Below are 26620 nucleotides of genomic sequence, written 5' to 3'. Positions count from 1 at the left end.
GCCTTTCTCCTTCCTACGAATACCGTTGCGCCGGACGTAATTGCTTCGAGCAAGACCTCATTCACGGCCTCCTCAAACGTCCAGCCCCTGGCTTCCATGAGGCGATGAATCTTGGCTCTGGTCTCTGGCGGCACGTTCTCTTCACAAAATTCCATCGTGCCCTCCTGAGGGCCTCTAGCCCGCGATATCCTTCAAGTCGTCAGGCATGAGGGCTTCGATGCCGCCATTCACTGCGGCCCACTCAAGCATCTCGAACAGGTAGGTTGCGTACTCGCGGCGAGCCTTGTGGGCAGCTCGCTGAAGCTGCCGATCAAGCAGCGGGTACAAGCGAACCTTTCTGGCCAAGTCGCGGCGCTGCGTCAGGGGGTCTTTGAATCCCATAGGGTTACTGCTCCTTGCGGTTGGAATTGGTTATGCGGCGGATTTCTTGAGCGAGTTGGCCGGGTCGTCCTCACGTTTCGCGATCAGCGCCCCGCTCGACTCCTTTTCCAAAACGCATTGCATTGGGTAGGAGAACCCGCCTGTCGTACGGCACTGAGAAACGCGGCTGCCGGTAACGCCAAGGGCGTCTCCGATTGCGCGGCCGGTGCCGAAAAATTTCAGGGCTTCGTCGTAGGTCATGGGTGTTTCTCCGATGTCTGCCACCGAGTTTAGAGTTCTAAACCACACAAGGCAAGTTATCTAAACAATGAAGTGTTTAGAATCCTTAATATGGAATTCAAAGACCGCGTCGTAGCGCGCATGAAGGAGCTAAATCTCAGCTCCACCGACCTCGTCAAACTGACTGGCGTGTCCAAGGGAACCGTGAGCTTCTGGATCAACGGAACGAACGGCGCCAAGGGCAAGAACCTACTCGCCTTGGCGAAAGCACTTGAGTGCTCAGCCGAATGGCTGTCGGACGGCACTGGCCAGGCTACTGATCAGTTCTCATCTGCCGGTGCTGCGTCGACTACTGCAGAGCTGGTTGCGCAGATGCTGGCCTCCAAGGCCGGGAAGAACCTCTCCGAAAAGGCACGCGAGGTGATGATGGCCGCCGCGGCTGAGGCTGACAGCCCGGACCATGGCCAGGAGTACCTGCCTTCTGCCTACTCAAGCCTGAAGCCGACGCAGGAGGAGATTCTCATCCCCCAGTACGACGTTCGGGCAGCGATGGGCCATGGCCAGGTGCCGGCCGACTACAACGAGGCGGTACGCAACCTGGTGGTGCGCGAGGAGATCCTGCGCGAGAAAGGCGTGACCTATACCGCTCCCTCGGCACTGGCGATGATCACCGGCTGGGGCCAGAGCATGGAAGGCACGATCAACGACAAGGACCTGGTCATTGTCGATCGCGGGATCAACGAGTTCATCGGCGAAGGTATCTACGTGATCACCTGGCATCAAGAGCTGTACATCAAGCGCCTGATGCGCCTTGATGAGGACCACTTCCGCCTGATATCGGACAACAAGCACTACGAGAACCAGACAGCGCGGATCGATGACGTTACGGTGCACGCTAAGGTGCTGCTGATCTGGAACGCAAAGAAGGCGTAGCCATGCCCCTAACCAAGCCCAACCAAGACCTTCGCCGCGACCTCCAGGGCTTGGCTTCTGACCTCAAATGGTCAGCGGTCGAGCTGATGCGCATAGCCGAACGACTGAGCCTGGCCGGAAACGAGCACGACGCCCAAGCAGTGATCAGGATCTGCCAGGTGATGCAGAACGGGGAGGATCGGTTGGTGGGGTATGGGGATGAGGTGAAGGCGGGACTTATCCTCAGGGAGCAAGCGTAATCGCAGGGCTGGGTGCTGCTGGTGTGGAATGCGCACCTGGTGTGATCAGATTGCAAGATTGACCTAAGCTGCCGCGGCATCTGGGGCGCGTCAGGATAGCTAGAAAGAGATATTCAACGGAGTGTTTAACAATGCAAGAGCCAGCACCAGGCGTACGTCTGCAGCACCGGAAATCGGAGACCTTTGTAAGTGAGGTCGTTGATCAGACGCACGTAATTATGATGCAAACCAACGATGGCGGCGCTCAGGTTTCTATTACTTTTTCCCGGGACTGCATGGACGTTAAGGAGGAAGTGTTCGTAGCTGGTAACAATCCTGGCGAGCTTATCCTCACTGTTGAGCCCCAGAACGTTGACCACTATCGGGTTCAAATGATGCAAGCCGTGATGCCATTGAAGGCTGCCAAAGGGTTCGCTATGGCTCTTCTACAATCCGTGGAACAAGTAGAGGCAGCCCAGGCAAATGCAGCCGCAGTCGCTAAACCCTAACCTAAGCTTGGTCATACCAGTCGCCAAGAGCAAAACAAATCAGGATCTGGTCGCCTACGCCCTTGGCATACCATCAGCCAATATGGTCTTGAAAAGCGGCACATCGTCACAAACTACTGTACTGGTGGAGCCTGCCAATGCTGAAGACAAACCATTGGTTAGCGTACATACTGGGCCTGATGAAGCAGAGGATCACGCGGTGAAGGAAGATCTTGCAAGCATCGAGCAGAGGATGGAGCGCCGGATCGATCGTCTTGCTGATGAATTCCGAAGAGAAATGAGATTGCGAGATCAATCTTCTCGGCGGGAAGCGATTGCCTATAAACAGGCCGTAGCAGCGCACCTGGAGTCCAATGACAAGTCGGTGGCCGCCACGCTTGCGGCTGTAGAGCGTGCCGAAGCCGAATTTGGTCAAGTGAAACAAGCCAATAAAGAACTGCGGTTCTGGATGGCTGGTATCGGCGTAGCCATCGTCCTGGGCATTATGGGCGCCAATGCCACCATTTTTGGTGGTGGTAAGGCGTTCTTTGACGGCGGGAAAGAGGCTTTAGTAAACCAGCAGCGGATTGATGCCCTCATCAAGCAGGCCCAGGACCAGACTGAGGCAAATCGTCGAATTCTTGATGAGATCCGTGCAGCCCAGCTCAAAAGTCGCCCAGGTCAGAGTTGACATTACTATCTGATAAGCCCGCCTCGGCGGGCTTTTTCATGCCTTCACGCTTTTTTCACGCCCTACCCTGCACAGTGAAGGCTCATCCGATTTCCCTACGTTAGCCCGCATAGCAGTGCGGGCTTTTCTTTTGGCTTCAGAAAGGCGCCTCCTCCTCGATCGCAACAAATTCATCATGAGTCTCTGCCTGGGGGTCGTCCTCGGAGAATGCCTCCCAACGCAGCGTGACCGAGGCATCCTCCTCGTTGAACTCCATTTCTATCCCGTCAGTTTCCTTGAGAACCCCCATCACCTCTTCCCACTCCCGGTCACCGTCGGTGTCCAGGCGGTGAATCACTACCCATCGCTGCTGCTGCGCGATCGGGTGGTTGATCATCGATGACACCCGAAGACCAAGGCGCTCCACGCCCGACATAATCGCTCTCTCCTGCTGCTTCTGGGACTTTGCCATCTGACACTCCAATAACTGTATGTCCATACAGGTTCTACGCAAGATTAGCCGATCTCCTATAGAGCCGGAAGTCTTGACATTGCGCCCGTTGCAGTGGCTTCCGTCCGTCTCGCCTGTTTAGATTTCTAAAATTATTCTTGACGGGCTCTGTTTAGTTTTCTAAATTGACCTCAAGCAGTCACTCACCAGGGACTGCCGAGGCCCTCAAGCCTAACCGCTCTTTACACAACTCAACCGATTCAAGCTCCTGCCGGGAAAGGCGTTAGCGAATCCACATAGCCATGCGGCTCCCTGGGATTGGCCGTATCGACCTCGGTAAGCGGGAGCGGCAACACGAATTTTTGAATTAGCGCCCTGAGCTTCGGCACAGATGGGCGCCGGACCTCATGCACCCTGCCCCATCAAATCAGGGCACCAGAGCTGCAGCGTGCATGTTGTAAGGACCTGCGATCCATGGCGAACAGGCACTGATTGCCGCCATGAGGAGGAAGCTCGAAGCCCACACCGACGACGAACGGCCAGCCCTGCAATCAGCGGCGGGAAAATGGCTATGACATCGCTGACGCAATACCCCGGCCTGTCGCCAGTAGCGAGGCCGGGCACATTCGATTTGAGCCAGCGACCGACGCCAGTAGCGGGTCGCGGCAGGTTTCCTCGATGCCCTTCTTGCGAGGGGCATCAGGGAAATCACACGGGAGTCACAACATGAGTGTTGATGCATACGCCGGGATCGACCCGGCACGGAAACGCTGCTGCGCCGTTGGCGAGGCGGATGCCCATAACGTGATGGAGGCGTTGCGGGATGGCCTGATTGTCGTCCCGGTTTCGGTCGATACGGCCAGGATGATTTGGGGCAGTGAGCCGGTTGATATCTACGCCATCGCCCTTGGCGGAAGCGTAACTCCCGTCAAGGTGGAAGGCCTAAGCGCCCAGCAAATTGAACGGTTTCGACAGATCATTCAGGAGATCGCGACGGACGAAAGCGTGAGCTTCGATGAGGCCTTCGCCATCGCTTCGAATCACCTGGCTTACTGGGTAAGCGAGATGCCCAAGGGCAGGCAGTTCTCAGGCTGCGGGTCCGATCAAGCCGGGCGCAGCCAGCCAGACCAGTCGCTCGACTGAGAAACAAATACCGAGGGATCAGCAGGGTAGGAGAACGGGGCCGCGATGGCTTTAACCTTCTGCCTCAAGTCGTAGGTGCTGAGGCCGCTTGTGCCGAAATAAGTGCCTGGCGGCATTTTGCATAGCCCATTGTCGCCTGGGACTGTCCTTTTCAAGCCAAGCGCCTCAAGCGCCTTGTGCATATCCGAGTATTCATCGCTTTCGGCTTTGAATATCTCAACCCTAACCATGTAGTCCGGCATTCCGATGTTCCTTATCTCGACTGTGGAGATCGGAGCATAGGGTTTTCCCTCGACTGTGGAAAGCGAGGAAACAGGGAGCCTGCCCCTGCAAAAACAGGCACTCACAACGTCGCAGACGATTCCCCGGTGCGCCTCAAGCGGGGCGCATCAGGGGGAATCCACTGAATCAACCGCCCTGGAGGGCAAAACGATGCGCAAAGTACTGGTTAGCGTGCGAGTGCCCATGATGGGTGATGTGGTGCTGATGCCGGTGGCGATGATGCAGGGTTGCGACTATCGACCTCTGATCGAAACCTGGGATGGGGCGCCTTTCGTAGCTGTCGTCTTCCACTGATTCCCTGACAGCCGGAAAGACGGCCCGATGCCCTGCTCCCCATCGCAGGCTGCATCGGTGATCCACATTGAACGCGAGTTGATCGCCGCGAATTGTGAGTCTGGGTAGCGTCTCGCCCTTTGGTGAGGCGTCCGGTCACCCGGTTTGCCCCGGAATGTGGATCACCGATGCAGTTTTCATCGATTTAAAGCGCATCAACGTGAGCCTTATGCAACTTAAGGCTCATCGCAGTAAACATTAATCGACGTACACGCAGGCGAATCCGGGGCCTACCCGGCCAGACCAGATGCATGTGAGGTAGCGCTCACCGCCTGCACCCCTTCCCTTCAAAACGACCGCATCGGCAGGCGCCAGGCCACCTTTCACGGTGGGTTTGGTCACCCGTGCCTGGCTCCTGGCCAATGCGGTCCAGAGGATCACCACATGCATGAATGCACCGAAACCCAGGCCGTATGCCGGGGCTGCGGCCTAAAGTTGCGCGGGTCGCCTTCTTGGAAAGGAGGCCTGGCCTATCACCCCGAGCCGAAAGGCGAAGTACATCGCTGCCATTACGGCGGCTGGGTCTGCTCCCGGCGCTGTGACGTCAAGGCCTGCGTTGAACTGGAAGGGACCATGCCCGGATGCGGCGGAGTGAACAGCTTCCAGCGCCTTTCCCCTTACGCCAAAGAGAGCATCAATCGCCACTGGCCGGAGGCAGCATGAGCGGCTGGATCAAGTGCTCTGAGCGCATGCCTCATCTGCCCAAGGGTGGCGGCAAGGCTTGGGTAATCGCCTACACACCAGCACGCAAAGCACAGAGCGCCTTCAACGGCGCCCGCTTCCTCTACTGGAATGGTATCGACTGGCGCTACTGCGATGGCTCGTGCTTCGAGCACCGCGTAACGCACTGGCAGCCACACCTCACCCCACCCACCGAGTAACCCACCACCTGGAGGCGACCATGGGCGCACTTCGAGCAGCACAGTTTGAGTACGACAACCGCCTTCCAGGCGAGCACCCGGACGATGTGCCGGAGCGCCTGTGGGTCGACGATGGCATCGCTGAGCTGATGGCTCGCCGGGACGTTGTGTTTCAGCGTCGGATGCGCCCGAAGCAGGGTGTCACCTATGAGCGCTTCGCCCAGGCGGTGGATGAGTTCGTGATGGGCCAGCTGGGCCTGAACGGCATCAGCAACTCGGTGTTGGGCCGCCTGGTTCTGGCGGCGCGCTCCAAGGTCACCGGCGACGCAAAGGCAGCGGCCGACGAGATCATGAGCGTTGCTAACCCCGAGGCAGCGCTTGAAGAGATCGCCCGCCAGCTGCTCACCCCCTTCGCCAAGGAAGGGGTTCTGGCTCAGGCCGAGGAGGCTCAATGAAAAGCCCTCACGTCCTGATCGACGAAGAGCTTGAGGCCATGGCTTACCCTGAGACGCCACTGTCTTGGCAGGCCATGGTCCTCAAGCTCCTCACCGAAATGCTGGCCGACCAACGCATCACCATCGAAGAGTTCAACCACTACTGCGGGCGCCTCAACAAGATCGTTGATGGGCGCAAGGAGGTTGCATGACCACGCCTATTTTCCCGTCGATCATCGACGACCAGGTGGCCGAGGCTGCGCATGCCCTGCCAGATGACCGCATCCTGCTGGTATTCAAGGGCCTGACCATGGCGGACGCCATGAATCAAGCACGCCTGGCACACATCGAGAACCCTGCGGCTTGGTCTGGCAGGGCCTACCTGTGCGGCATGTGCACCCTGGCCTATGAGGTGCGGGCATGAGCGAACGCTACTTCCACAGCAACCTTGACCTGATCAAGTTCAATGAGCGGCTGCGCCATTATCTGGGCGGTGGGTTCCGAGGCCCAATGCACAAAGAGTGCATTCTTGCCTCCATGCGTTCGATCGCGAAGAACCCACAGTGCCACTGGTATGGCGTCTCAAAGCTCCAGCCAGTTCAAAACTTCAAGCGCATCCCTAAGCCAAGCCTTCCGGGGTGAAACCATGACCGGCTACCAGAAAGCCAAGCGCCTTTACATCCTGCGCGGCTCCTTCTCCATGCTCCTCGCATGCTCCGTCTTCATGCTCGCCAGCGCACTGGCCGGCAACATCACTTCCTGATTCAACGCACCCGAGCCCGGCGGGCCCTTCGGGGATAACCGGACCTACCCGGAGCGTAAGCGGCGAGAGCGCGCAACCATCCACCGCAGCCAGGGCCTGGAGCGTACCTCCGTGCCTGGGTGACCTGGCGATTCCCTATTCCAACTGACGGCGCCGGCCTGGCGCGAGGTTTTCTAATGTCCGCAGAACAGAAACTGATCGCGATCGAAGAGATCAGCGAAGACAACGCCCCGGCCATCTACGTGGCCGGTGGCCTTCAGCAATTCATCGACCTGGTGAAGGGTGAAGTACTGGGCGAAGTGCCCGACCTGAAAACCCGCAAGGGACGCGAGCGAATCGCCAGCCTGGCCGCCAAGGTCAGCAAGTCGAAGACCGCGGTCGAGAAACCGGGCCGCGACTACCTGCGCCGCCTCAAGGAAATGCCGAAGGTGGTCGAGGCTGAGCTGCGCGAGTTCGTGACCAAGATGGACGCGCTGCGGGACGAAACGCGCCGCCCGCTCACCGAGTGGGAAGCCGCCGAGGATGCGCGCATCGACCGCCACAACGACCGCCTGAACTGGCTGAAGACTCTGTCGGACGACCTGGGCGAACTGACCTCGCTGCACATCAAGGGCCTGATTGCTGAGGCTGAGGGCATGCAGCTCGGAGCTCACTGGGAAGAATTCGAGGCTGAGGCCGGCGCCGTGAAAGACAAGGTGCTTACCGCGCTGCGCGCTGCTTTGACCAAGCGGGAGGCATTCGAAGCCGAGCAGGCAGAACTGGCCCAACTTCGCGCACAAGCCGAAGCCCGAGAGAAAGCCGACCGGGAAGCTGCCATCGCTCGCGAGGCGGCAGAAAAGGCCCAGCGTGAAGCTGATGAGCGTGCCGCCAACGAACGCGCTGCAGCTGCCCGCCGGGAGCAGGAACTGATTGACCAGGCAGCTGCGCAAGAACGCGAAGCCGAAAACCAGCGCCTTCAGCTCAAGTTGCAGGCCGAGCAAGCAGAGCGCGCTGCCGCTCAGGCCGAAGCCGACCGCCAGGCAGCGCTGCGCCAAGCAGAGGAAGAGCGCCAGGCAGCGACACGCCGGGCCGAAGAAGCAGCGGAGCAGGCCCGCCAGGACGAGCGCCGCCGTGCCGATGCAGCGGCCGCCGAGATCGTGCGCCAGCAGGAAGCCCGAGAGCGCGACGTCGCACACCGCCGCAGCATTAACCGCGCCGCCCTGGACGCCTTCGTCGCCGGCGGCATGACCGAGGAATGCGCCAAGCAAGCAATCACGCTGATCGCCGAGCGCAAAATCCCGAACATCACGATTTCCTACTGAGGTCGCCATGAGCCAAGCAGTAGCCATTATCTCGCAGGACATTTACGCGCAGCGGAATCAGTTCGCCAACGTGCTGACTGACCGCTCGCTGAACTTCGAGCGCGAGGCCGAATTCGCCATCCAGGTGATTACCTCAAGCGAGTACGCCACCAAGGTGGCTATGCAGAACCGGCAGTCTGTGGCCAACGCGATCACCAACATCGCCGCCATCGGCATCAGCCTGAACCCGGCCAAGAAGCAGGCGTACCTGGTACCGCGCGACGGCCGCATCTGTCTGGACATCAGCTACATCGGTTTGATGGACCTGGCCATGTCGACCGGCGCCATACGCTGGGCCCAGGCCGAACTGGTCTACGCCGCAGACGCTTTCAGTCTGAACGGCTTCGACAAGCCGCCGACCCATTCCTACAACCCGTTCGCCAAGGATCGCGGCGAGGTGATCGGCGTCTATGTGGTGGTTAAGACCGCCGACGGCGACTACCTGACCGAGACCATGAGCATCGAGGATGTGAACGCCATCCGGGACAGGTCCAGCGCCTGGAAAGCTTGGGTTAGCAAGAACAAATCCTGCCCATGGGTCACCGACCCGGGCGAGATGGCCAAGAAGACCGTGGTGAAGCGCGGTTACAAGTACTGGCCGAAGACAGAGCGCCTGGAGCAGGCGATTCACCACTTGAACACGGATGGGGGTGAGGGTCTTGCCAGTCTGGCTGGCTCGGCACCCACTGATCCAGAGATGGTGAACAGCTGGATCGCATTGGCACAGAAGGCCTGCAGCCTGGAGGCGCTGACCGATGTGTACCAGCAGGCAACCGCAGCCATGAAACAGGCAAAGGATGCGACCGGCCATGCCCGCTTCAAGGCCGAGGTCACCAAGCGCGCCGACGCCATCAAGGCAGAGGCGGCGCCCTTCGAAGGCGAATCTGAGGAGGTGTTAGATGGAGCAGCGTAGCGCTGAATGGTTCGCAGCACGCCTTGGCTGCGTCACCGCGAGTCGAGTGAAGGATGTGATGGCCAGCGGCCGGGGCGGCGCACCATCTGCCACACGCAAAAACTATATGATGGAGCTTCTCTGCGAGCGCCTCACCGGCCAGTCTGGCGGCGCCGACCTTTCCCGCAATGCTGCCGTGCAGCGCGGCGTCGAGCTTGAGCCATTTGCTTGCATGGCCTACGAGGCCGACAAAGGCCTGATGGTGGTCGAAACCGGGCTGGTCATGCACCCGACAATTGCTGGCTTTGGCGCGTCACCGGATGGCCTTGTAGGCGACGATGGCGTGCTGGAGATCAAGTGCCCAAACACTGCGACCCACATCGCCACCATGCAGTCTGAGCGCCACGACCCACAGTACGAGTGGCAGATGCTGGCCCAGATGGCCTGTACCGGCAGGGCCTGGGCAGACTTCGTCAGCTACGACGACCGCTTGCCTGAGCCTCTTCAGTACGTATGCCACCGCTTCGAGCGCGACTTCAAGCGCATCCGCGAAATGGAGGCTGAGATCAAGGCGTTTCTGGAAGAGCTCAGCGACCTGGAGAAGGAGATGCGCGAGCGGATGAAGGAGGCAGCATGACCCCATCAATCGACCTGGAGGCCGCCAAAGCGGCCTTCTTCGCGTCTGGCGGCCAGCTTGTTGTGCTGGAGGGCTTCACCTATCGACCGCTGCCGCCGCGCAAGCATCCCGATACGCAGCCAAAGCCAGCCGCTGAGGCGAAGCCCAAGAGGCCTACCCCAGCCCCGAGAAAGGAAAAGGTGAAAGCCAGAGTTGCAACGGTGGCCGAGCTGGCGAAGACCATGACCTGCCAGCAGGTTCACGAGGCCACCGGCATTTCCAAGCAGGCCCTATTCCGGGCCGCCCGCGAAGGCAACTTTGTTTTCCGACGAGCCGAGCGGAAGAAGTCAGCCAACAGCAAGCGGGATGCCCAGCGCCAGATCCAGCGGAACCTGAAGCGGATCGAGGAGCTGAAAGTGGTCCAGAAAATATGCGCCCTGCGCGATACCGGCCTGCACCGTGCCCAGGTGGCCGAGCAGCTCGACCTGAATTACGGAACGCTGGTGAAGATCATCGAGCGCAACAGCATCGACTTCCCACGGGTACGCATCAGGAAATGAGAAGGCTCAACAACCTGGTCCGCCAGCGCCGGCGGCAAGAACAGTTCCACCTGCCGCCCAGCGGCCTACAGGAGCACAGACATGCAGAAAGCGCCCTCTGGAGTGGTAACCCTGCCGGCCTGGATGAATCGGCCGGTCAAAAAGCTGTACAACACCCGCAGCGGCGGCCAGTACCGGCCTGACGATGTGGCCTTGGCCTTTGCGCTCAGCCTGCGCTTCAACGACAGCGCCGACCACCTGCGCAGGCTGGCCCGCCGCCTGGTCGACAAGGTCTGCCTGGAGCATCAGCCCAACATGAAGCGCCTGGCCCGCGAGCCGGACGACCCCAAGGTGTTCGACGCGGCGCTCAAGATCATCAACCGGGTGTGCGACCTGCTCGACATCGGGCCGGGCGCCACCTTTGTGCGCAATGGGGGCGATGATGGCTCTGACGCAGCAGCAGCGTGACGAGCGACGTCGCGAAAAGGCCGAGCGCCTACAGGAAGAAGACCTGCGTTTGAAGGTTCGACCAGGGACTAAACAGGCCCTGCTGGAACTGATGGAGTGGGCCGGGATCGAGGAACAGGGCGAGGCGATGACGCTGATGATTCATCACATCGAGGCGCTCGGGCATCATGCATTGTTCAGGATCGCGCGCCACGAAATCGAGGCTCACCGATCCGTGGCGCGGACTGAGCCGCTGCGGTTGTCAGCCAGGAAGCGAACGGGCCAGCACCTTCGCGCCATCTGCGGCTGGGCTGACGCCACCTACAGCCAGATGATCGAGGCGCTGATCCACGGCATCCACGCCCTGGGCCGGACGCACGCGGAGAAGTTTCTCACCCCGCCGCGGCACGAGATCAGCATATCGCCACGCCTGGCACTGGCCTTCGACCGGAAGAGCATGCTGATGATTCAGCAAGACCCAGGGGACGAGGTTCTCAGCCCTTCCCGTTAGCTGCATTTTCCAACTTTGATGTTAGCGTCCATTCAGAGTCAAGCTCGCTTAGCCTTTTTGAATCCAGCAGATGTTGTGCGAATGCCTTTTCAACATCTACAGCTGACAACTTTCCTGACTCTACAAGCTTGTTCATAACTTGCTGGTGAAGAATGTAGGCCGCCATAGGGGCTGCTGTCCTGCTCTTCTCGTTGCTGCCGAGAATAACGCTGATGTCTTGTGCTCTATTTTGGATCGCTGCCTCTAATAGCAGTTTTCGCTTTTCTCGCTTCTGAGTGTAATGGGCTTGAATCCATTGCCCAAGCAACGTCGCCGCGCTACCAACTACAACGCCTGCCAGGCCTACCACTGCTGCATCCATAGCTATCCCCTGCGGCCCCATGCCGGTAACCCGTAATACCCCATCCCCAACCAAATTGCCACCATGCCGCACCCGGCAATGGAGGGCGGCGCATGCTTGGAGAAAGCCATGAGCAAGAAGCCGAAAGCAGATCCAGCATCACGCAAGGTGCTGGCCTACACCGTCGAAACCAATGACCCAGAGGAATCCACGATCCAGTTCGCCTCGTCGAACGCTGCGGCTAGGCGCCAGGGCGCGGAGGAGGTCGGGGTTGACTTCGGCGACGTGTCTTGCCGCCGCGCGCAATGGGCCGATCAGTATGCCGATCAGCCCTTCATCCCTGCCCAGGCCTACATCGATGCAGGCTGGTGGTTTGACTGCAACCACTGCGGCACGAGGTGCGACAGCGATGCCAGCCGCTGGGACGAAGAAGCTGAAACCGATATCTCTCTGGACCTGGTGTTCGACGGTCGCGTCGTCTATTGCTCGGCGGAATGCAAGGAAGGCCACGAGAGCGAGGTTGCTGCACGCAACGCCAGGTTCGAAAAGTTCAAGGAGCGCGTCGTTGCTGCCCAGCCCGGCGTCACCTTCACCGAGTTCACCGGCGGATACCCGTATTGCGGCGACGGCGCGAGATTCACCTTCCCTGGTGCCCAGTACGGCGGTTCGGTCAGCGAGACCGAGGATGGCCAGGTCCTGAAGTGGTTCATTGCCCAGGGCGACAAAGCTGCCTGGGACTACTTCATCGCAGAGCGCCCAGCCGCCTGACCCTCCGGAGCTGCCCGCCAGCGCCTTAACTACTTCGCAGAAATTGAAGGATCCTCATCTCTCTCCTGCCTGATGTAACGCCCGGGGCATCCAACTTCGCGGATATCGACGATGACCGAAGTTGGGATATCTCCCGCATCAGATGCTCGAATGGAAACCTCTTCCTCTTCCGGATATAGAGGGTCGTCAAACGACTTCGAAACCACGCCATGGAGCTCGAACAGACTGTCATCTATGAAGTATACGACCCCTTGACATGAGCGACCTTGAGCGTCGGTGGTAGCAAAATACTTTGCCACTTCATAATTTCTAGTAGTCGATACAAAGCAGCCACCCCACTTCCCGTTTTCGATGTGATGTGCACGGGCGGCGTTATCTTCCGAGTACCCGTAGGTGAATGTCCCGTCATATGACCAGGTGCCGTCATATCTCGGAACAACCTCAATTTGGTCGCCACGCGGACTGATCCGCCCCTCAAGCGCCTTATGCATTTCTAACCGAACCCCTCGATAAAGCATGCCTTCCTCCTTTTTTGAGTGAAGCTAGCGCAAAGGTACCCTCATGCCTACAGCAATCGACCTATTCGCCGGCCTCGGCGGATGGAGCACCGGCGCGCGCGCCGCAGGCGTCCAGGTTCTCTGGGCGGCAAACCACTGGCCGGTGGCCGTTGAATGGCACAGCGCCAACCACCCCGAGACGCAGCACGTCTGCCAAGACCTGCACCAGGCCCGCTGGGAGCAGGTGCCGGCGCACGACATCCTGCTTGCCTCGCCCTGCTGTCAGGGACACGCCAAGGCCCGCGGCAAGAAGTCGGGTAACCCTGAGCACGACGCTTCGCGCTCGACGGCATGGGCGCCGGTATCGGCCCTTGAGTTTCACCGGCCACAGGCGGCGGTGATAGAGAACGTGCCCGAGTTCACCGACTGGGTTCTCTACCCGGCCTGGCTGCAAGCAGTGCAGTCGCTGGGGTATCAGGCTGCTCCGCACATCGTGGACTGCGCGGACCTCGGCGTTCCGCAGCACCGGGTGCGCCTGTTCATGGTGCTGACGCGCAGCAAGGCCCCTCTGATGCTGCAGCTGCCGCAAGAGCGGCATGTGCCGGCCGCCAGCTTCCTCGACTTTGACGCCGGGCGCTGGTCGCAGATCGAGAAGCCAGGCCGGGCCCAGGCCACGCTAGAAAGGGTACGCAACGGCCGCCAGCGCTTCGGCGACCGCTTCATCATGCCCTACTACGGCAAAGGCTCCGGCACCACCGGCCGCGACATCAACCGGCCGATCGGCACCATCACCACCCTCGATCGCTGGGCCCTGGTCGAAGGCGGCCGCATGCGGATGCTCAGCGCCAGCGAGGCCCTGGCCGCGATGTCGTTTCCGGCTGACACTCTGCGCCCAGACAATCACCGGTTGACAATGCACATGGCGGGCAATGCGGTACCGCCGCTGGCAGGCCAGCGGGTGATCGAGGCGCTTCTACAGGCGGCTTAAACACATCGCGCAACGCCAAGTACAAGTCAATGACCAAGCCAGCTACCTGAAGTAGCTCTTTCGCAAAGCCTAAAACAGTAGTCAGATTTTCCATCTCTAAAAGCTCCTCTACAGCCCAGAAAAACCGTTTCTCTGGTTATACGGAGCCAATTAATTTAGAGAACATTTGTACTCCAACCAGCTGTAACCCCCCCTCCCCTTTATTCACTGCCGCGATATGGCGGCCAAGGAAGTCGTATGCTCGAAGCAAACATCAACCAGCACCTGAGCACCCTCACCGCAAGCCAGCTGGCCAAGCTGCTTGTCATGCGCAAGGGCCTCCAGTTCGGCTACGGCTACACGTTCACCGACGATGATGGGCAGTCTACCGACGTCGATCTGGCCTTCCTGGCTGCGGCACCTGGCGAGCTGCTCGAGGTTCTTTTCGAAGAAAACGAGCATGACGACGCCATCAACGAAGTGCGATACGAAGCTGAACAGGTCAGCGGCATCCGCGAGTGGTGCCACTACAGCTGGGGAAGGAACTACGACATCGACGTGAAAGCATTCATCCTGCCTGACGGCCGCGCCCTGGCTTTCTGCGAGATGAGCGGCGGCGGAAAGCACGGCGAGCCGAATGCCTACCCGTGGGTGAATGAGGCCAAGTTCATCAAGGTCGCCGGCGTCGAGGAACGGGTCATCAAGATGTACCGGTTTGAGGAAATCAGAGACGGCGCTGAGGTGGAGCAATGACCCGCCTCGCCCTCTGCCTCCTGCTGCTGGCCACCGGCGCCAGCGCAGCACCTTTGCCGTACGGCGTTCGCGTCTTCCACGACGATGAGCACGGCGCCACTTGCTGGCTCTACCAGGGCGGGAATCAAGGCGGCATCAGCTGCATCCCCGACAGCCAGCTGCAGGCCGGCAACGAGCGCCAGATCTCCCCGCACGAAACCAAACCCGAACCTACACCCGCTCTGGCGCCTGGGCGCTGGATTGATGAGAGGTATGAGCTGTGAGCAAGATCGATTGGAGCAAAGCGCCTGAGTGGGCAGACGGTCACGGCCTTGTGGCCCACCACGGCATTACCGAGGTGTGGATCAACATGGACCAGTACGCCGTGGTAGGCGCCGAGGATCGCGCCTATCCATACGGTGGCGGTACCGGCGATCACCGGCACAATTTCACGCGGGGCCAGATCCAGTACATCACGCCGCGGCCAGCGCGCTGGGATGGCGAAGGCCTTCCGCCTGTTGGCACACTGGTTGAAGCATCATTCGCCTGCGAAGACTTCGAAAAATGGCACGACGGGGTTTGCGTTGCCGTAGGTGAAGACCCGGAAGGCCGCGAGGACTTCTGCGTGGTTCAGTGCGGCAAGAAGATTGCCATGTATCGAGATGAGGCAAAGCGTGTTCGCCCTCGTCGAACGCCTGAGCAGATCGCGGCGGAACAGCGGAAATCTGCAATCGACCAGATGGCAGCGGATGCCCAGCTGGACTTCAGTGCAGGTGAGCTCCTAACTGCCCGCGAGTATGTCGATTGCGCGATCGCGGCTCTGCACGACGCCGGCTACCGCAAGCAGGTGGCGCCATGATCGAGCAATTCAGCGTGAACGAGCTTGAGGCCATCCTGAAAGGCGTCAAGCCCAACGACCTGCGCGGCGGCGAGACCTTCGCCAAGTACCTGCACCGCGAGATCCAGCGCCTGGCCAAGGAGCGCGACAGCCTACGCGAGGATCGCGACGGGATGCTCGAGTCCGGCGCACACCTGCTGTAACCGAACCCCTCCCCCTACTACTCACGCCCGCCGACATGCGCGGGTGAGGATTCTGCATGCTCGAAAACATCGAGGTGGTGCGCATCAAGCGCTTCACCGCAAACACGGCTGGCCGCGATTTCGCGGTCGGCGACATTCATGGGCACTTTACCCGGCTGCAGGCTGCCCTGGACGTAGCCGGCTTCGATCCGAAGGCTGACCGACTGTTCAGCGTCGGCGATCTGGTCGACCGCGGGCCAGAGTGCCGCAACGTGCTCGAATGGCTGGCAAGGCCCTGGTTCCACCCGGTGCGCGGTAACCACGACGACTACGTCTGCAGATTCGATACCTGCGACGTGGACAACTGGGTGTACAACGGGGGCGCATGGTTCGCCGGCCTGTCCTGGGATGAGCAACGCGAGTTCGCCGCCCAGTTCCGCGAGCTGCCGATCGCCATCGAGGTGGAGACGCCCGGCGGCCTGGTCGGTGTCGTGCACGCCGACTGCCCATTCCCGTCCTGGGATCAACTGCGGGCCGCGCTTGAAGCGCCGGAGACTGCCAAGCAGTTGCGCCTGACGCAGAACACCTGCATGTGGTCGCGAAGCCGCATTGAACTGGGCGAGACCGAAGGTGTTGCAGGCGTCCGGGCGCTGGTCGTGGGCCACACGCCGCTGCACAAGCCGGCAGCGCTCGGCAACGTAATCCACATCGACACCATGGGCTGGCGGCCGCAGGACGGCGGGTATTTCACCCTGTTGAACCTGGCCACGCTCGAAACCATCCCGCCCACGCCCGCCAAGCTCAGCTGGGACTGAGCCGGGAGCCATCCATGAACCTGATCGACTGCTACGTCACGAAGATCCTAGGCGAGCCGTACCGCAAGTTCGGCCACTGGTGGGTCGACGTCGAATACAACAGCTGGGGCCGCACCAGCAAAACACGGCTCATGTTCCGCACCGAGGAAGCCGCCAGGGCGGCGAAGGTCGGGCACCACTTCTTGGCCTAAGGAGGCACAGATGGAGCAAGAAATCATCCACGTTCCCGAGCTGGCGAAGATGCTCGGCCGAACTGAATCATCCATCCGCAGTGCGCGACAGGACGGGGCGAGCTGGCTCCCGCCGTTCTTCAAACAGGGAAAGCGGGTGTGTTGGCGGGTCGCCACCGTCCGCAAGTTCTTGGAAGAGTTTGAGCAGGGCCTACACACCCCGGCAAAGCCCGGGCGGAAGCGCCAGGCCCCGCCGACGCTCGCCAGCGTGCGTTAACCCAGCTTGTCGGCCAGGGAGTCAGGGCAAAGGTGCGTGTATCGCCGGAGCATCGACAAGGTGCGGTGCCCGGTGATGCTGGCCACCTCCATCAGGGACAACCCTTTCTCGAACAGCCGCGATGTGCCTTCATGTCGCAGGTCGTGGAAGTGCAGGTCTTTCACCGCGGCAGCTTTGCAGGCTCGGTTGAAGTACTGACTGACCGAGTGAGGTGCCAGCGAGAACACTCGGCCATCCAGGCGCGCAGGCAGGCCATCAAGCAGCGCCCTGGCCTTGGTGGATAGCGGCACGAGTCGACGACTTCCGTTCTTTGTGTCCTCAAGCAGCACATGCTTGCCTTTGACGTTCTCGCGGCGCAGGCCCAGCAGCTCGCTGCGGCGCATGGCCGTCTCCACAGCTATCTGGATGATCGCCGGCATTTCGGCGTGAATCTCCCCCGCCTTCTCGATCACCGCCGTGAGCTCGAAGCTTTGCGGCCGTCGATCCCGCTCTTTTGCCCCCTTGGGCATCCGCAGCTTCATCACCGGGTTGCTCAGCCCCTGAATACCCCAGTCCTTGATCGCCACCGTGAACAGGTGGCTGATGATGGCCAGGTCAAGCCGGACCGTGGCCGTGGACTTCCCTTCCTTGAGCTCACCATCCCTATATAAAGCAAAGTCGCTGGATTTCAGCGCAGCCAAGCCTTTGTCGGCCAGAGCGTGCTTCTTCCACTTGTTGATCCGGGTCATCTCCTGCTTCGCGCCTTTCTTCGACGCGGTGATCTCCCTGGCGTAACGGTCCAAGGCCTCGGCCAGGGTCGTGCGCTCTGCCTCCCGCATGTCAACGAAGCGCGCCCGCGACATGTCACCCTCGATCTCGGCCGCCCAGCGCTGGGCCTCGGCCTTTGTATCGAAAGTTGCAGACAGTTGCGGGTATCCTTTGCGGCGGATCTTTGCCCGCCATGCGCCGCCTGGGCGCTGTTCGTAGGTAGCCATGCACCGGATTTTGCCGGGGACAGATGGGACACGCAATTTCCTTTGCTGTCCCAAATTTGTCCCAAATGCAGGTGGCGGGGTCAATCCGCAGGCATTAAAAAATGCCCCGCAACCTCAAGGGCTGCGGGGCTTTCGAATGGTGGAGGCCGAGGTCGGAATCGAACCGGCGTAGACGGATTTGCAATCCGGAGCATAACCACTTTGCTACTCGGCCTCAAAGTCGGACATAGCAGCTTGCGCTTTGCTATCCCCTTGAAACACTGAACCTTTTTCAAAGTTCGCTGCGTTTCGATGGGCGCCATTATGTCTTCATTCTTTTAACCTTGCAACCCCCTCGACGAAAAAAAATTTCAACGGGTTCAAGGTGTTAGCGCAGGCGGCCGAGTTTGCTCCACAAACCCACCAAGGTGTTCTCCACCGCGCCACTGGCTGCCACGCCGATTCGCTCCTGCAGGCTTTTACGCTCGGCATAGTGCAGGTGGAACAGGTTGGCGTTGCGGGCACGTTCGCTCAGGTACTCGTCGCTGGTCTGCAAGGTATCCACCAACTGGCGGTTGAGGGCCGCCACACCTAGCCACACTTCACCGGTAGCCACTTCGTCAATGTGCAATTGCGGGCGATAGCGGGCAACGAAGTCCTTGAACAACTGGTGGGTGATGTCGAGGTCTTCCTGGAACTTCTCCCGGCCTTTCTCGGTGTTTTCGCCGAATACGGTCAACGTGCGCTTGTATTCGCCAGCGGTCAGCACCTCGAAATCGATGTCGTGTTTCTTCAGCAAGCGATTGACGTTGGGCAGTTGCGCCACCACGCCGATCGAACCCAGTACGGCGAATGGCGCACTGACGATCTTGTCGCCGATACAGGCCATCATGTAACCACCGCTGGCAGCCACCTTGTCGATGCACACGGTCAGCGGGATGCCTGCCTGGCGAATGCGCGCCAGCTGGGAGGCGGCCAGGCCGTAGCTGTGCACCAGACCACCGCCGCTTTCCAGGCGCAGTACCACTTCATCGCGTGCGGTAGCGAGGGTCAGCAGGGCAGTGATTTCATTGCGCAGGCTTTCAGTGGCCGAGGCCTTGATGTCGCCATCGAAGTCCAGGACGAACACGCGGCCCTGCTCGTCAGCCTTGCCTTTGCCCTTCTTCTGTTGTTTCTCCGCCTTGGCCTGCTGCTTGCGCAGCGCCTTTAGCTGGGCCTTGTCGAGCAAACCGGATTCCAGGCGCTCGCGCAGGTCCTTGTAGAACTCGTTCAGACGGGTGACCTGCAACTGCCCACCCGATTTGCGCCGCCCTTTGCCACGCAGCCCGGCGATGGCCGATAAAACCACCAGAATGGCGATGACCAGGGTGGCGGTTTTGGCGAGAAAGCTTGCGTATTCGGCAAGAAACTCCACGTTGACTCCTTAAATACCAGCGCCATCACGGCGCGTAACTGTTGCAAGCATACCGGTGCATCTGGCGTGCTGCCAGCGTACGCAAACGCTGGCAACATCTTTCAAACAACCTTTTCAAACGCTTGTATGTTTTTCGTTGACAGCCTCTGTGCCGCGTCCTAACCTCGCAGCAACCTCCTACAGGCCGGAACCTTCCGTGGGCAACCTTTACCTGATCCGACACGGCCAAGCCTCTTTCGGTGCCGCTGACTACGACGTACTTTCGCCAGTGGGCGAACGTCAGAGCCTGGCGCTGGGCGAACACCTGGCCCGACTCGGCGTGCGGCTGGACCGCTGCGTAGCTGGGGACCTGCGCCGCCAGCAGGACACCGCGCGCCTGGCGCTGCAGGCCTTGCACGCCACGGGTTGCCCGGTACCCGCTGTAGAGACCGACGTGGCATTCAACGAGTTCGATGCCGACGGTGTTATCCGGGCCATGCTGCCTGGGCTGCTGCCGGCAGAGCCCGATGCGCTGCAGGTGCTGCGCAACGGTGCCGAGCACCGCAGCGAGTTCCAGCGCCTGTTCGCACTGATGGTGCAGCGCTGGCACGATGGCGAGCACGGCGACGATGACCTGGAAACCTGGCAGGCCTTCACCGGCCGTGTGCACGCCGGCCTGCAACGCGTGCTGGATGCAGCCGGCAGCGGCGACAACATCGCTATCTTCACCTCGGGGGGCACCATTGCTGCCCTGCTCCACCTGGTGACCCGTATCACCCCCAGCCAGGCGTTCGCGCTGAACTGGCAGATCATCAACACGTCGCTCAGCCAGCTGAAGTTTCGCGGCCGCGACGTGGCGTTGGCTTCCTTCAACAGCCAGGCCCATGTGCAGCTGTTGAGGGCGCCGGAGCTTGTCACTTACCGATAGATCCGGCTAGTTATGTCCCTGCGGGGACGTGTAAATCACTCAATAAGGAATGCGCCATGACCTCCGTAGCTGATGCCGTCAAAAAGATGCAAGAGAAGTTCAACCCATCCGCTGCCGCCGGCCTGGACCTGGTGTTCGGCTTCAACATCACCGATGAAGACAAGCACTACGCACTGATCGTCAAGGACGGCACCTGCGAACTGCAGGAAGGTGAAAACCCGGATGCCAACTGCACCCTGGTGATGGACAGCGAAACCCTGAAGGGCATCGTCAGTGGCGAAACCGACGGCATGCAGGCCTTCATGGGCGGCAAGCTGCGCGTAGAAGGCGACATGATGTTGTCGATGAAGTTGAGCGAACTGTTCCCATCCTGAAGGCCGGGAACAGCGCATGATCGAAAACCGAAGCCTGACCGGCTTCGGTTTTTTTTTGCCTGCCCAACCCATCAATGACTGCATCAAGGCAGCTGATCGTACAGCAACACCCCCACCTATTACGCACCTGGGACGCTTGTTCCATAACGGGCAGGCCATTAGATTAGCCAATAGTTCCTGCGATCGAGAATAAGGAAAACGCATGACGCTCACCGACCAGTCCACCCAGGCACGCCCCGGCGAAGAGCTCGACGCGGGCGTCATCGATCCTTATCTGAAGGCCAACATCGCCGGCCTTGATGGCCAGCCCAGCATCAGCCAGTTTCCGGGCGGCGCTTCGAACCTCACCTACCTGGTCAGCTACCCTGGTCGCGACCTGGTGCTGCGCCGCCCGCCGTTCGGCCAGAAGGCCAAGTCCGCCCACGACATGGGCCGCGAGTTCCGCATCCTCAACCAACTGAACAGCGGCTTCCCATACTGCCCAAAGGCCTACGTACACTGCACCGACACCAGCCTGATCGGCAGCGAATTCTATGTGATGGAACGGGTCAAGGGCGTCATCCTGCGCTCGGACATTCCGGCTGAACTCAAGCTGGATGCCGAGCGCACCGAAACCTTGTGCAAAAGCTTCATCGATCGGCTGGTCGAACTGCACCAGGTGGACTACAGCGCCTGCGGCCTGGCCGACCTGGGCAAGCCGGAAGGCTACGTGCAGCGCCAGGTAGAAGGCTGGACCAACCGTTACGAGAAGGCCCTGACACCGGATGCGCCGCACTGGCAACACGTGACCGCCTGGCTGCACGAAAAAATGCCCGCCGACCACCCGCGGCCCGGCATCGTGCACAACGATTACCGCTTCGACAACGTGATCCTCGACGCGGACAACCCTATGCGCATCATCGGCGTACTGGACTGGGAAATGGCCACCCTGGGTGACCCTTTGATGGACCTGGGCAACAGCCTCGCCTACTGGATCGAAGCCGGTGACCCGGCCCCAGTGCAACTCATGCGCCGCCAACCCAGCAATGCACCAGGGATGCTCAGCCGTCGGCAGTTCGTTGACTACTATGCCGAGCGGGCCGGAATTCGCCTGGAAAACTTCGATTTCTACTACTGCTACGGCCTGTTCCGCCTGGCCGGCATCGTCCAGCAGATCTACTACCGCTACTACCACGGCCAGACCCAGGACAAGCGCTTCGCCCAGTTCATCCACATGAACCGCTTGCTGGAACAGATGACCCTGCAGGTCATCGCCAAGTCCAGCCTTTGAGCCCCGCCCACCACGGATCACAAGGAAAACAGCATGCCCAAGACCCACCTGTTCGACCTCGATGGCAAGATTGCCTTCGTTTCCGGCGCTAGCCGTGGCATTGGCGAGGCCATTGCGCACTTGCTGGCGCAGCAAGGCGCCCACGTGATCGTTTCCAGCCGCAAGCTGGAGGGCTGCCAGCAAGTGGCGGACGCCATCACCGCTGCAGGGGGCAAGGCTACGGCGGTGGCCTGCCACATCGGTGAACTGGAGCAGATCCAGCACGTGTTTGCCGGCATCCGCGAGCAGTTCGGGCGCCTGGATGTGCTGGTCAACAACGCCGCCACCAACCCGCAATTCTGCAACGTGCTGGACACCGACGCAGGCGCCTTTCAGAAAACCGTGGATGTCAACATCCGCGGTTACTTCTTCATGTCGGTCGAGGCCGGCAAGCTGATGCGCGAACATGGCGGCGGCAGCATCATCAACGTGGCCTCGATCAACGGGGTTTCGCCAGGCCTGTTCCAGGGTATCTATTCGGTAACCAAGGCAGCGGTCATCAACATGACCAAAGTGTTCGCCAAGGAATGCGCCCAGTTCGGTATCCGCTGCAACGCCCTGCTGCCGGGCCTCACGGACACCAAGTTCGCCTCGGCGCTGGTGAAGAACGATGCCATTCTCAACGCGGCCTTGCAGCAGATCCCCCTCAAACGCGTGGCCGACCCCAAGGAGATGGCCGGCGCGGTGCTCTACCTGGCCAGCGATGCCTCCAGCTATACCACCGGCACCGCGCTGAACGTCGACGGTGGTTTCCTGTCCTGATCAGGCTTTGACCGCCACCAGGGTATAGCTCAGGGGCAGGCGTGCGGGCTGTTCGCGAAGGCGATACTCGCCGTCGTCGCCCTTGATCATCTGCCCTGGCAGCGCCTCCCAGGGAATGCTCTGGTGCTCGACCAGCGTGGTCAGGTACAGGCCGTGGCTCAGCAAGGCACTGATCACCTCGCCAAGACCGTGGTTCCATTCGTGGGTTTCGCTGTGGGCCAGCCGCTGATCGGTTTCGACGTAAGTCTGGTCGCTATGCCACACCGTCGGCTCCTGCTGCTCGAAATAGGGGTATTCGAGCTGCAAGCGGTCCTGGTGGTCCTCGTTGACAGCCATCAGCATGGGGTGGCCATCGCGCAGGAACAGCCGCCCGCCCGGTTTCAGCAAGGCCGCGACGGTACGGGCCCAGGGCTCGATGCGAGGCAGCCAGCAGAGCGCGCCAATCCCGGTGTAGACCAGATCGAAGGTGCGCCCTGGCAGCGCCTTGTCAGCCGCGTAAACATCAGACTCGACATACTCGATAGACGTTCTGCAGCGTGCTGCCAACACCCTGGCCTCGGCCAACGAAGCGGCAGAATAGTCCAACCCGCACACCTGTGCGCCAAGGCGGGCCAGGGAGAGGGTGTCGGTGCCGATGTGGCACTGCAGGTGGATCACATCAAGGCCGTCGATATCGCCCAACAATGGCAAATCAAAACGCACGGTGTCGGACAGCCGGTCGCGGTCGCGGACGAGCTGTTCGATTGCGTAGTCCTTCGAGGCAGCATGCAGCGGGGCGCGTTCATCCCAACTGGCACGGTTGAGTTGCAGGGAATGGTCCATGGTGTCTTCCTTGAATGCGAGCAATTGATGCTAGACGCCGCACTCACTGGCCGACAGAACTACCTTGCAAAAAAATGTAAACCAGCTGTCTCTGTCCGCCAAAGGGTAGCCAAATACCCTTACAAGCAGGTCGCTGCCGCTGCCCGGCGCTGCAGCGCCACGCCGTCGTGCTTCTGCGCGTAGTAGTCGACCCGCGTGCCACCGGCCTGCGGGTACACGTCCACGAACGCTTCGGCTTCACGGGTATATACCGTCAACCCACCCTGCTTGCGCGGTTGCAGGTAGCCACTGGCATCGTCACCGAACACCCTCTCTTCCTGCCAGCTGTACTGAATGCACTGGGCCACCAGCTCTGGCGCCTTCCGCGAGTCGAGCTGCGCCGTCGGCTTGCCGCCGCGGGCAGTGTCCATGGTCGCAGCAGCACAACCAACCAGCATCAGCGCCGCAGCCATCGGCAGAATCGCACGCATGTTCCATCCTCGGGGGTTTGAAAAAGAAGCGACTCTAGCATTGGCACGCAGCGCGAGTGAATTGTCACGCGTATTCCGCTGTCGCAGACAATACAAGCCGTCATAAGGACATTGCCATGAAACTGCACTATCTACTGTTCGCCGCCCTGCCCTGCCTGCCATTGGCTGCCACCGCTGCCCCCTCGAGCGAAGAAAGCGTCACCGCCCCGGAAACCCACAACCGCGAGCTGAAGGTCGGTGACAAAGCGCCAGACCAGTACAAGCGTGACGAGGAAGCCATCAAGAACTGGAAAGCCAAGGGCCTGCCACAGCCTGAGAAGGAAAGCCACTGGGTGCGCATGGGCGATCACTATGTGCTGATACAGATTACCAACGGCGTGGTGCTGGCCATTCAGCCTGCGTCCTGATTCAACCCGCTGCGTCCAGCGCCACCATGTGCACGCTGTCGCGCCCGGCGGCCTTGGCCTGGTAAAGCGCCGCATCGGCCTGCGCCAACAGGCTGGCGGTGCTGTCTTTGTTCCCCGGCACACCGCACCACAGGCCAACGCTGAAACGTAGCTCGATGTGGTCACCGGCAAACCGGGCCGGGCTGCGCGCAATGGCCTCGCGCAGCCCTTGCACGGCAGTCAGCGCCCCGGCGCGGTCGGTAGCAGGCAGCAGCAACAGAAACTCCTCTCCACCGTAACGCCCGAGGCTATCGCCCTGGCGCAGGCGTTGCTGCAACTGGCGTACGCAATGGCACAACACTTCGTCACCGGCCAAGTGCCCATACAAGTCGTTGATGCGCTTGAAATGGTCGATATCGATCATCGCCACCGCAAGGCTCGCCTGCTGCCCGCGTGCGCGGTCCAGTTCGCTGGCAAAGCGCTCGAGAATCGCCCGACGGTTGAGGGTACCGGTGAGCACATCATGCAAGGCCAGGTGCTGCAGGCGCGATTCACTGCGCTCCTTGGCCATCAGCACCAGCCCGATCGAATACATCATTACCGTCACGGTGCCAATGGCTACCGAGATGCTCTGTTTCAGGTTGCTGGTGTCATAGCGCATTTCCACAGCCGTGCCATTGGCCACCGCAACCACCCGCATGCCCAGGCCCACCAGGCTGATCAGCGCACCGATCTCCAGCAGCAGGTGCGCTTTGCCCGGTCGTTCGCCATGGCGCCATGCCCAATAAAGGATCAGCGCACATTGCAACATCAGCACCAGGGTCGCCAGCAACATGCGCGGCTCCAGGGTATCGAGCAGCAGCATCAACCCCACCAGCATGAACGCCGGGATGATGAAAATGACCCGCCAGGGCACTACCCGCTCGCGCACACGGAACAAGCTGGCCGTATAGAAGGCCAGCGCCAGCGAAAGCAGGCTGTTGCCCAGCCCGTAGCTGAGCCACAGGGGGGCCTGGGCGTAAAGGGTGTAGCAGACGTAAGCCAGCGCGTGCACCAGCAACCCGCAACCGGTGAGCATCAGGTTGTCACGGCGGTTGCCGTGCCCGACCAGCAACAGGCAGAACGCCAGGATGGTGGCAACCAAAGCAACAGCGGCGAACAAGGTAGGGGTATGCGCGATCATCATGATTCACTGAATGGCAGAATGCCGTCTTGGCTGCGGCTTACCGTGCAGTCTAGAGCCGCCACGGGCGCCCGGCCATGACCGTACGGGACAGAACAGCAACCGAGAAGCACGTGGAAGATCGTGGATAGCACAAATTTTTGTCCGCCCAGGAAACCAAATGGATCGATCCGGGTCTCACAGAGTGTGCGGTAAACCTTTGTGGATCAAGGACCTATCTCGTGACAAACCGTCTTGCAAGCCTTTCGCTGGTTGCTGTTGTACTGCTGACTGCAGGATGCCACAGCCATCGCTACCATGACGACGATGGCTGGCGTGATCGCGACCGTGACCATCGCCACCACCGGCATGACCGCGACGATGACGACCGTCAATACCGCGGCGACCGCTACTAACGCTGAAGCGGCTACAGCCCCGGCTCGCCGCCGTTCAGGCGGCACCTTAACCTGGTGAAATTTTCGAGGTTCATATCATGCGTCTGACTCTGCCTTCCGTTGCCCTTGGCCTGCTGCTGTGCCAAGGCGCTTTCGCCGGTGATGGTACTGCCGCCATCGGCGGTGGCCTGGGTGGCGTACTGGGTAATGTGGTTGGTCAGCAACTGGGCGGCAAGACCGGCGCAGCCATTGGTGCTGGCGTTGGCGGCGCAGCAGGCAGTGCGGTAGGGGCTCGCAAGGGCAACCGTACCGAAGCGGCGCTGGGCGGCGGCCTGGGCTCGGCGGGCGGCTCATTGCTGGGCGGTGCCGTTGGCGGGCAGACCGGCTCGACTGTAGGCGCAGGCCTGGGTGGCGCCGCCGGGGGCGCCTTGGGCAACCATCTAGGCGACGACGACCGTGGCGGCAAGAAGCACCGCCGGCACCGTCACTGACCAGCCGAGCTGGACGGGGCCGCTGACGCCGATCGGCAGCAGCGGCCTTAAACCCTGCAGTACATCAAC

44 protein-coding genes and 1 tRNA gene are annotated in these 26620 nt (G+C 60.7%); 33 read left to right on the top strand and 12 right to left on the bottom strand.

The genetic code is table 11. From position 1 onward, the window contains the following. Window positions 1-174: 174 nt before the first annotated feature. Both AACG97_RS10330 and AACG97_RS10325 read right to left on the bottom strand, forming a co-directional pair. Window positions 175-381 (bottom strand): hypothetical protein, encoded by a 207-nt coding sequence (locus AACG97_RS10330; RefSeq protein ID WP_019751332.1) that lies wholly within the window; start codon window positions 379-381, stop codon window positions 175-177. 30 nt (window positions 382-411) lie between these two features. Next, complete coding sequence (locus AACG97_RS10325; protein WP_024086961.1) at window positions 412-621, bottom strand: hypothetical protein; 210 nt, start codon at window positions 619-621, stop codon at window positions 412-414. A 90-nt stretch (window positions 622-711) separates the two neighbouring features. Here AACG97_RS10325 and AACG97_RS10320 point away from each other — a divergent pair, with 90 nt between their 5' ends. From AACG97_RS10320 to AACG97_RS10305, 4 genes are all read left to right on the top strand, one after another. Continuing rightward, the gene (locus AACG97_RS10320) at window positions 712-1533 is read left to right on the top strand and encodes a S24 family peptidase (RefSeq protein WP_024086960.1); all 822 of its coding nucleotides are present in this window, start codon (window positions 712-714) and stop codon (window positions 1531-1533) included. A 2-nt stretch (window positions 1534-1535) separates the two neighbouring features. Then, complete coding sequence (locus AACG97_RS10315) at window positions 1536-1772, top strand: hypothetical protein (RefSeq protein WP_024086959.1); 237 nt, start codon at window positions 1536-1538, stop codon at window positions 1770-1772. A 131-nt stretch (window positions 1773-1903) separates the two neighbouring features. Beyond that, window positions 1904-2260: a hypothetical protein gene (locus AACG97_RS10310; protein WP_024086958.1), complete on the top strand. Its 357-nt coding sequence runs from the start codon at window positions 1904-1906 to the stop codon at window positions 2258-2260. After that, window positions 2235-2930, top strand: coding sequence for a hypothetical protein (locus AACG97_RS10305; protein WP_054882089.1), 696 nt, complete (start codon window positions 2235-2237; stop codon window positions 2928-2930). The genes AACG97_RS10310 and AACG97_RS10305 overlap by 26 nt, the downstream gene beginning before the upstream one ends. Before the next feature lie 136 nt (window positions 2931-3066). Here the strand turns inward: AACG97_RS10305 and AACG97_RS10300 are convergent, their stop codons facing one another. Next, on the bottom strand, window positions 3067-3381 hold the full coding sequence (locus tag AACG97_RS10300; protein WP_024086956.1) for a DUF1654 domain-containing protein: 315 nt from the start codon (window positions 3379-3381) through the stop codon (window positions 3067-3069). Window positions 3382-4086: 705 nt separating this feature from the next. Between AACG97_RS10300 and AACG97_RS10295 the strand changes: the two genes are divergently transcribed. After that, window positions 4087-4503, top strand: a complete 417-nt coding sequence (locus AACG97_RS10295) for a hypothetical protein (protein WP_232555097.1) — start codon at window positions 4087-4089, stop codon at window positions 4501-4503. On the opposite strand, the gene AACG97_RS10290 is transcribed toward AACG97_RS10295, so the two are convergent. Next, window positions 4464-4745, bottom strand: a complete 282-nt coding sequence (locus tag AACG97_RS10290; protein WP_156858474.1) for a hypothetical protein — start codon at window positions 4743-4745, stop codon at window positions 4464-4466. The two genes, AACG97_RS10295 and AACG97_RS10290, sit on opposite strands and share 40 nt — an antisense overlap. A gap of 190 nt (window positions 4746-4935) precedes the next feature. Between AACG97_RS10290 and AACG97_RS10285 the strand changes: the two genes are divergently transcribed. The 12 genes from AACG97_RS10285 to AACG97_RS10230 all read left to right on the top strand — a co-directional run bounded on the left by AACG97_RS10285 (window position 4936) and on the right by AACG97_RS10230 (window position 11520). Next, the gene (locus AACG97_RS10285; RefSeq protein ID WP_232555098.1) at window positions 4936-5079 is read left to right on the top strand and encodes a hypothetical protein; all 144 of its coding nucleotides are present in this window, start codon (window positions 4936-4938) and stop codon (window positions 5077-5079) included. A 698-nt stretch (window positions 5080-5777) separates the two neighbouring features. After that, window positions 5778-5999, top strand: coding sequence for a DUF551 domain-containing protein (locus AACG97_RS10280; RefSeq protein WP_232555099.1), 222 nt, complete (start codon window positions 5778-5780; stop codon window positions 5997-5999). Between the two features lie 20 nt (window positions 6000-6019). Next, window positions 6020-6433 (top strand): hypothetical protein, encoded by a 414-nt coding sequence (locus tag AACG97_RS10275; protein ID WP_232555100.1) that lies wholly within the window; start codon window positions 6020-6022, stop codon window positions 6431-6433. After that, window positions 6430-6624: a hypothetical protein gene (locus AACG97_RS10270; protein ID WP_232555101.1), complete on the top strand. Its 195-nt coding sequence runs from the start codon at window positions 6430-6432 to the stop codon at window positions 6622-6624. Before AACG97_RS10275 ends, AACG97_RS10270 begins: the two co-directional genes overlap by 4 nt. Next, window positions 6621-6836: a hypothetical protein gene (locus AACG97_RS10265; RefSeq protein ID WP_232555102.1), complete on the top strand. Its 216-nt coding sequence runs from the start codon at window positions 6621-6623 to the stop codon at window positions 6834-6836. The genes AACG97_RS10270 and AACG97_RS10265 overlap by 4 nt, the downstream gene beginning before the upstream one ends. Continuing rightward, window positions 6833-7054, top strand: a complete 222-nt coding sequence (locus tag AACG97_RS10260; protein WP_232555103.1) for a hypothetical protein — start codon at window positions 6833-6835, stop codon at window positions 7052-7054. The genes AACG97_RS10265 and AACG97_RS10260 overlap by 4 nt, the downstream gene beginning before the upstream one ends. A 297-nt stretch (window positions 7055-7351) precedes the next feature. Then, the gene (locus AACG97_RS10255; RefSeq protein WP_232555104.1) at window positions 7352-8476 is read left to right on the top strand and encodes a hypothetical protein; all 1125 of its coding nucleotides are present in this window, start codon (window positions 7352-7354) and stop codon (window positions 8474-8476) included. 7 nt (window positions 8477-8483) lie between these two features. Continuing rightward, window positions 8484-9428, top strand: a complete 945-nt coding sequence (locus AACG97_RS10250) for a recombinase RecT (protein WP_232555105.1) — start codon at window positions 8484-8486, stop codon at window positions 9426-9428. Further along, window positions 9415-10044 carry a lambda exonuclease family protein gene (locus tag AACG97_RS10245; RefSeq protein ID WP_232555106.1) on the top strand — a complete coding sequence of 210 codons (630 nt, stop codon included), beginning with the start codon at window positions 9415-9417 and terminating at the stop codon, window positions 10042-10044. Before AACG97_RS10250 ends, AACG97_RS10245 begins: the two co-directional genes overlap by 14 nt. Next, window positions 10041-10583 (top strand): hypothetical protein, encoded by a 543-nt coding sequence (locus AACG97_RS10240; RefSeq protein ID WP_232555107.1) that lies wholly within the window; start codon window positions 10041-10043, stop codon window positions 10581-10583. The genes AACG97_RS10245 and AACG97_RS10240 overlap by 4 nt, the downstream gene beginning before the upstream one ends. A gap of 81 nt (window positions 10584-10664) precedes the next feature. After that, window positions 10665-11030, top strand: coding sequence for a DUF7740 domain-containing protein (locus tag AACG97_RS10235; RefSeq protein WP_232555108.1), 366 nt, complete (start codon window positions 10665-10667; stop codon window positions 11028-11030). Beyond that, window positions 11005-11520, top strand: coding sequence for a hypothetical protein (locus AACG97_RS10230; protein ID WP_185279408.1), 516 nt, complete (start codon window positions 11005-11007; stop codon window positions 11518-11520). The genes AACG97_RS10235 and AACG97_RS10230 overlap by 26 nt, the downstream gene beginning before the upstream one ends. Here AACG97_RS10230 and AACG97_RS10225 read toward each other — a convergent pair. Further along, window positions 11504-11881 (bottom strand): hypothetical protein, encoded by a 378-nt coding sequence (locus tag AACG97_RS10225; protein WP_185279409.1) that lies wholly within the window; start codon window positions 11879-11881, stop codon window positions 11504-11506. The two genes, AACG97_RS10230 and AACG97_RS10225, sit on opposite strands and share 17 nt — an antisense overlap. Before the next feature lie 108 nt (window positions 11882-11989). On the opposite strand from AACG97_RS10225, the gene AACG97_RS10220 reads away from it, so the two are divergent. After that, entirely contained in the window at window positions 11990-12628 is a 639-nt protein-coding gene (locus AACG97_RS10220) for a hypothetical protein (protein WP_059395577.1), read from the top strand. 29 nt (window positions 12629-12657) lie between these two features. Here AACG97_RS10220 and AACG97_RS10215 read toward each other — a convergent pair whose 3' ends face one another. Continuing rightward, entirely contained in the window at window positions 12658-13146 is a 489-nt protein-coding gene (locus AACG97_RS10215; protein WP_059395578.1) for a hypothetical protein, read from the bottom strand. Between the two features lie 43 nt (window positions 13147-13189). Between AACG97_RS10215 and AACG97_RS10210 the strand changes: the two genes are divergently transcribed. From AACG97_RS10210 to AACG97_RS10175, 8 genes are all read left to right on the top strand, one after another. Further along, window positions 13190-14113 carry a DNA cytosine methyltransferase gene (locus AACG97_RS10210; protein WP_059395579.1) on the top strand — a complete coding sequence of 308 codons (924 nt, stop codon included), beginning with the start codon at window positions 13190-13192 and terminating at the stop codon, window positions 14111-14113. A gap of 237 nt (window positions 14114-14350) precedes the next feature. Then, entirely contained in the window at window positions 14351-14845 is a 495-nt protein-coding gene (locus AACG97_RS10205) for a hypothetical protein (RefSeq protein WP_232555109.1), read from the top strand. Next, a complete protein-coding gene (locus AACG97_RS10200) occupies window positions 14842-15108 on the top strand; it encodes a hypothetical protein (RefSeq protein ID WP_232555110.1) in 267 nt (88 codons plus the stop codon). Before AACG97_RS10205 ends, AACG97_RS10200 begins: the two co-directional genes overlap by 4 nt. 86 nt (window positions 15109-15194) lie before the next feature. Then, complete coding sequence (locus tag AACG97_RS10195) at window positions 15195-15683, top strand: hypothetical protein (RefSeq protein ID WP_338463501.1); 489 nt, start codon at window positions 15195-15197, stop codon at window positions 15681-15683. Continuing rightward, entirely contained in the window at window positions 15680-15865 is a 186-nt protein-coding gene (locus AACG97_RS10190) for a hypothetical protein (RefSeq protein ID WP_232555112.1), read from the top strand. The genes AACG97_RS10195 and AACG97_RS10190 overlap by 4 nt, the downstream gene beginning before the upstream one ends. A 56-nt stretch (window positions 15866-15921) precedes the next feature. Continuing rightward, on the top strand, window positions 15922-16659 hold the full coding sequence (locus AACG97_RS10185) for a metallophosphoesterase (RefSeq protein WP_232555113.1): 738 nt from the start codon (window positions 15922-15924) through the stop codon (window positions 16657-16659). A gap of 14 nt (window positions 16660-16673) precedes the next feature. Then, window positions 16674-16850: a hypothetical protein gene (locus tag AACG97_RS10180; protein ID WP_232555114.1), complete on the top strand. Its 177-nt coding sequence runs from the start codon at window positions 16674-16676 to the stop codon at window positions 16848-16850. A gap of 10 nt (window positions 16851-16860) precedes the next feature. Beyond that, window positions 16861-17106, top strand: a complete 246-nt coding sequence (locus AACG97_RS10175; RefSeq protein WP_070086141.1) for a helix-turn-helix transcriptional regulator — start codon at window positions 16861-16863, stop codon at window positions 17104-17106. On the opposite strand, the gene AACG97_RS10170 is transcribed toward AACG97_RS10175, so the two are convergent. The 3 genes from AACG97_RS10170 to sohB form a co-directional block, all read right to left on the bottom strand. Then, complete coding sequence (locus tag AACG97_RS10170) at window positions 17103-18080, bottom strand: site-specific integrase (protein WP_070086140.1); 978 nt, start codon at window positions 18078-18080, stop codon at window positions 17103-17105. The two genes, AACG97_RS10175 and AACG97_RS10170, sit on opposite strands and share 4 nt — an antisense overlap. A 140-nt stretch (window positions 18081-18220) precedes the next feature. Further along, window positions 18221-18294: transfer RNA gene (locus AACG97_RS10165), tRNA-Cys, on the bottom strand. A gap of 153 nt (window positions 18295-18447) precedes the next feature. Next, window positions 18448-19473, bottom strand: a complete 1026-nt coding sequence (gene sohB, locus AACG97_RS10160; RefSeq protein ID WP_009682123.1) for a protease SohB — start codon at window positions 19471-19473, stop codon at window positions 18448-18450. Between the two features lie 196 nt (window positions 19474-19669). Here sohB and AACG97_RS10155 point away from each other — a divergent pair, with 196 nt between their 5' ends. The 4 genes from AACG97_RS10155 (at window position 19670) to AACG97_RS10140 (ending at window position 22825) form a co-directional block, all read left to right on the top strand. Then, the gene (locus AACG97_RS10155) at window positions 19670-20380 is read left to right on the top strand and encodes a histidine phosphatase family protein (RefSeq protein ID WP_009682122.1); all 711 of its coding nucleotides are present in this window, start codon (window positions 19670-19672) and stop codon (window positions 20378-20380) included. A 56-nt stretch (window positions 20381-20436) separates the two neighbouring features. Further along, the gene (locus AACG97_RS10150; protein WP_009682121.1) at window positions 20437-20754 is read left to right on the top strand and encodes an SCP2 sterol-binding domain-containing protein; all 318 of its coding nucleotides are present in this window, start codon (window positions 20437-20439) and stop codon (window positions 20752-20754) included. Window positions 20755-20956: 202 nt separating this feature from the next. Then, window positions 20957-22024 carry a phosphotransferase family protein gene (locus AACG97_RS10145; protein ID WP_009682120.1) on the top strand — a complete coding sequence of 356 codons (1068 nt, stop codon included), beginning with the start codon at window positions 20957-20959 and terminating at the stop codon, window positions 22022-22024. 33 nt (window positions 22025-22057) lie between these two features. After that, window positions 22058-22825, top strand: a complete 768-nt coding sequence (locus AACG97_RS10140; RefSeq protein ID WP_029884994.1) for an SDR family oxidoreductase — start codon at window positions 22058-22060, stop codon at window positions 22823-22825. Here the strand turns inward: AACG97_RS10140 and AACG97_RS10135 are convergent, their stop codons facing one another. Together AACG97_RS10135 and AACG97_RS10130 are read right to left on the bottom strand one after the other, a co-directional pair. After that, window positions 22826-23647 carry a class I SAM-dependent methyltransferase gene (locus tag AACG97_RS10135; protein ID WP_197885057.1) on the bottom strand — a complete coding sequence of 274 codons (822 nt, stop codon included), beginning with the start codon at window positions 23645-23647 and terminating at the stop codon, window positions 22826-22828. A 119-nt stretch (window positions 23648-23766) separates the two neighbouring features. Further along, on the bottom strand, window positions 23767-24117 hold the full coding sequence (locus AACG97_RS10130; RefSeq protein ID WP_009682116.1) for a hypothetical protein: 351 nt from the start codon (window positions 24115-24117) through the stop codon (window positions 23767-23769). Window positions 24118-24233: 116 nt separating this feature from the next. Here AACG97_RS10130 and AACG97_RS10125 point away from each other — a divergent pair, with 116 nt between their 5' ends. Continuing rightward, window positions 24234-24524, top strand: coding sequence for an RcnB family protein (locus AACG97_RS10125; RefSeq protein WP_009682115.1), 291 nt, complete (start codon window positions 24234-24236; stop codon window positions 24522-24524). A gap of 1 nt (window position 24525) precedes the next feature. Here AACG97_RS10125 and AACG97_RS10120 read toward each other — a convergent pair whose 3' ends face one another. After that, window positions 24526-25686, bottom strand: coding sequence for a GGDEF domain-containing protein (locus tag AACG97_RS10120; RefSeq protein WP_144189613.1), 1161 nt, complete (start codon window positions 25684-25686; stop codon window positions 24526-24528). 221 nt (window positions 25687-25907) lie between these two features. Here AACG97_RS10120 and AACG97_RS10115 point away from each other — a divergent pair, with 221 nt between their 5' ends. Together AACG97_RS10115 and AACG97_RS10110 are read left to right on the top strand one after the other, a co-directional pair. After that, a complete protein-coding gene (locus tag AACG97_RS10115; RefSeq protein ID WP_165944143.1) occupies window positions 25908-26081 on the top strand; it encodes a hypothetical protein in 174 nt (57 codons plus the stop codon). A 77-nt stretch (window positions 26082-26158) separates the two neighbouring features. After that, window positions 26159-26551 carry a glycine zipper domain-containing protein gene (locus AACG97_RS10110; protein ID WP_009682112.1) on the top strand — a complete coding sequence of 131 codons (393 nt, stop codon included), beginning with the start codon at window positions 26159-26161 and terminating at the stop codon, window positions 26549-26551. Window positions 26552-26620: the final 69 nt, after the last annotated feature.

It is taken from the genome of Pseudomonas sp. Nvir (genome assembly GCF_963778085.1).
GTDB lineage: Bacteria > Pseudomonadota > Gammaproteobacteria > Pseudomonadales > Pseudomonadaceae > Aquipseudomonas > Aquipseudomonas juntendi.
Note: the sequence above shows the minus strand (reverse complement) of the source record. Positions and strands in the feature narration are given on the sequence as shown.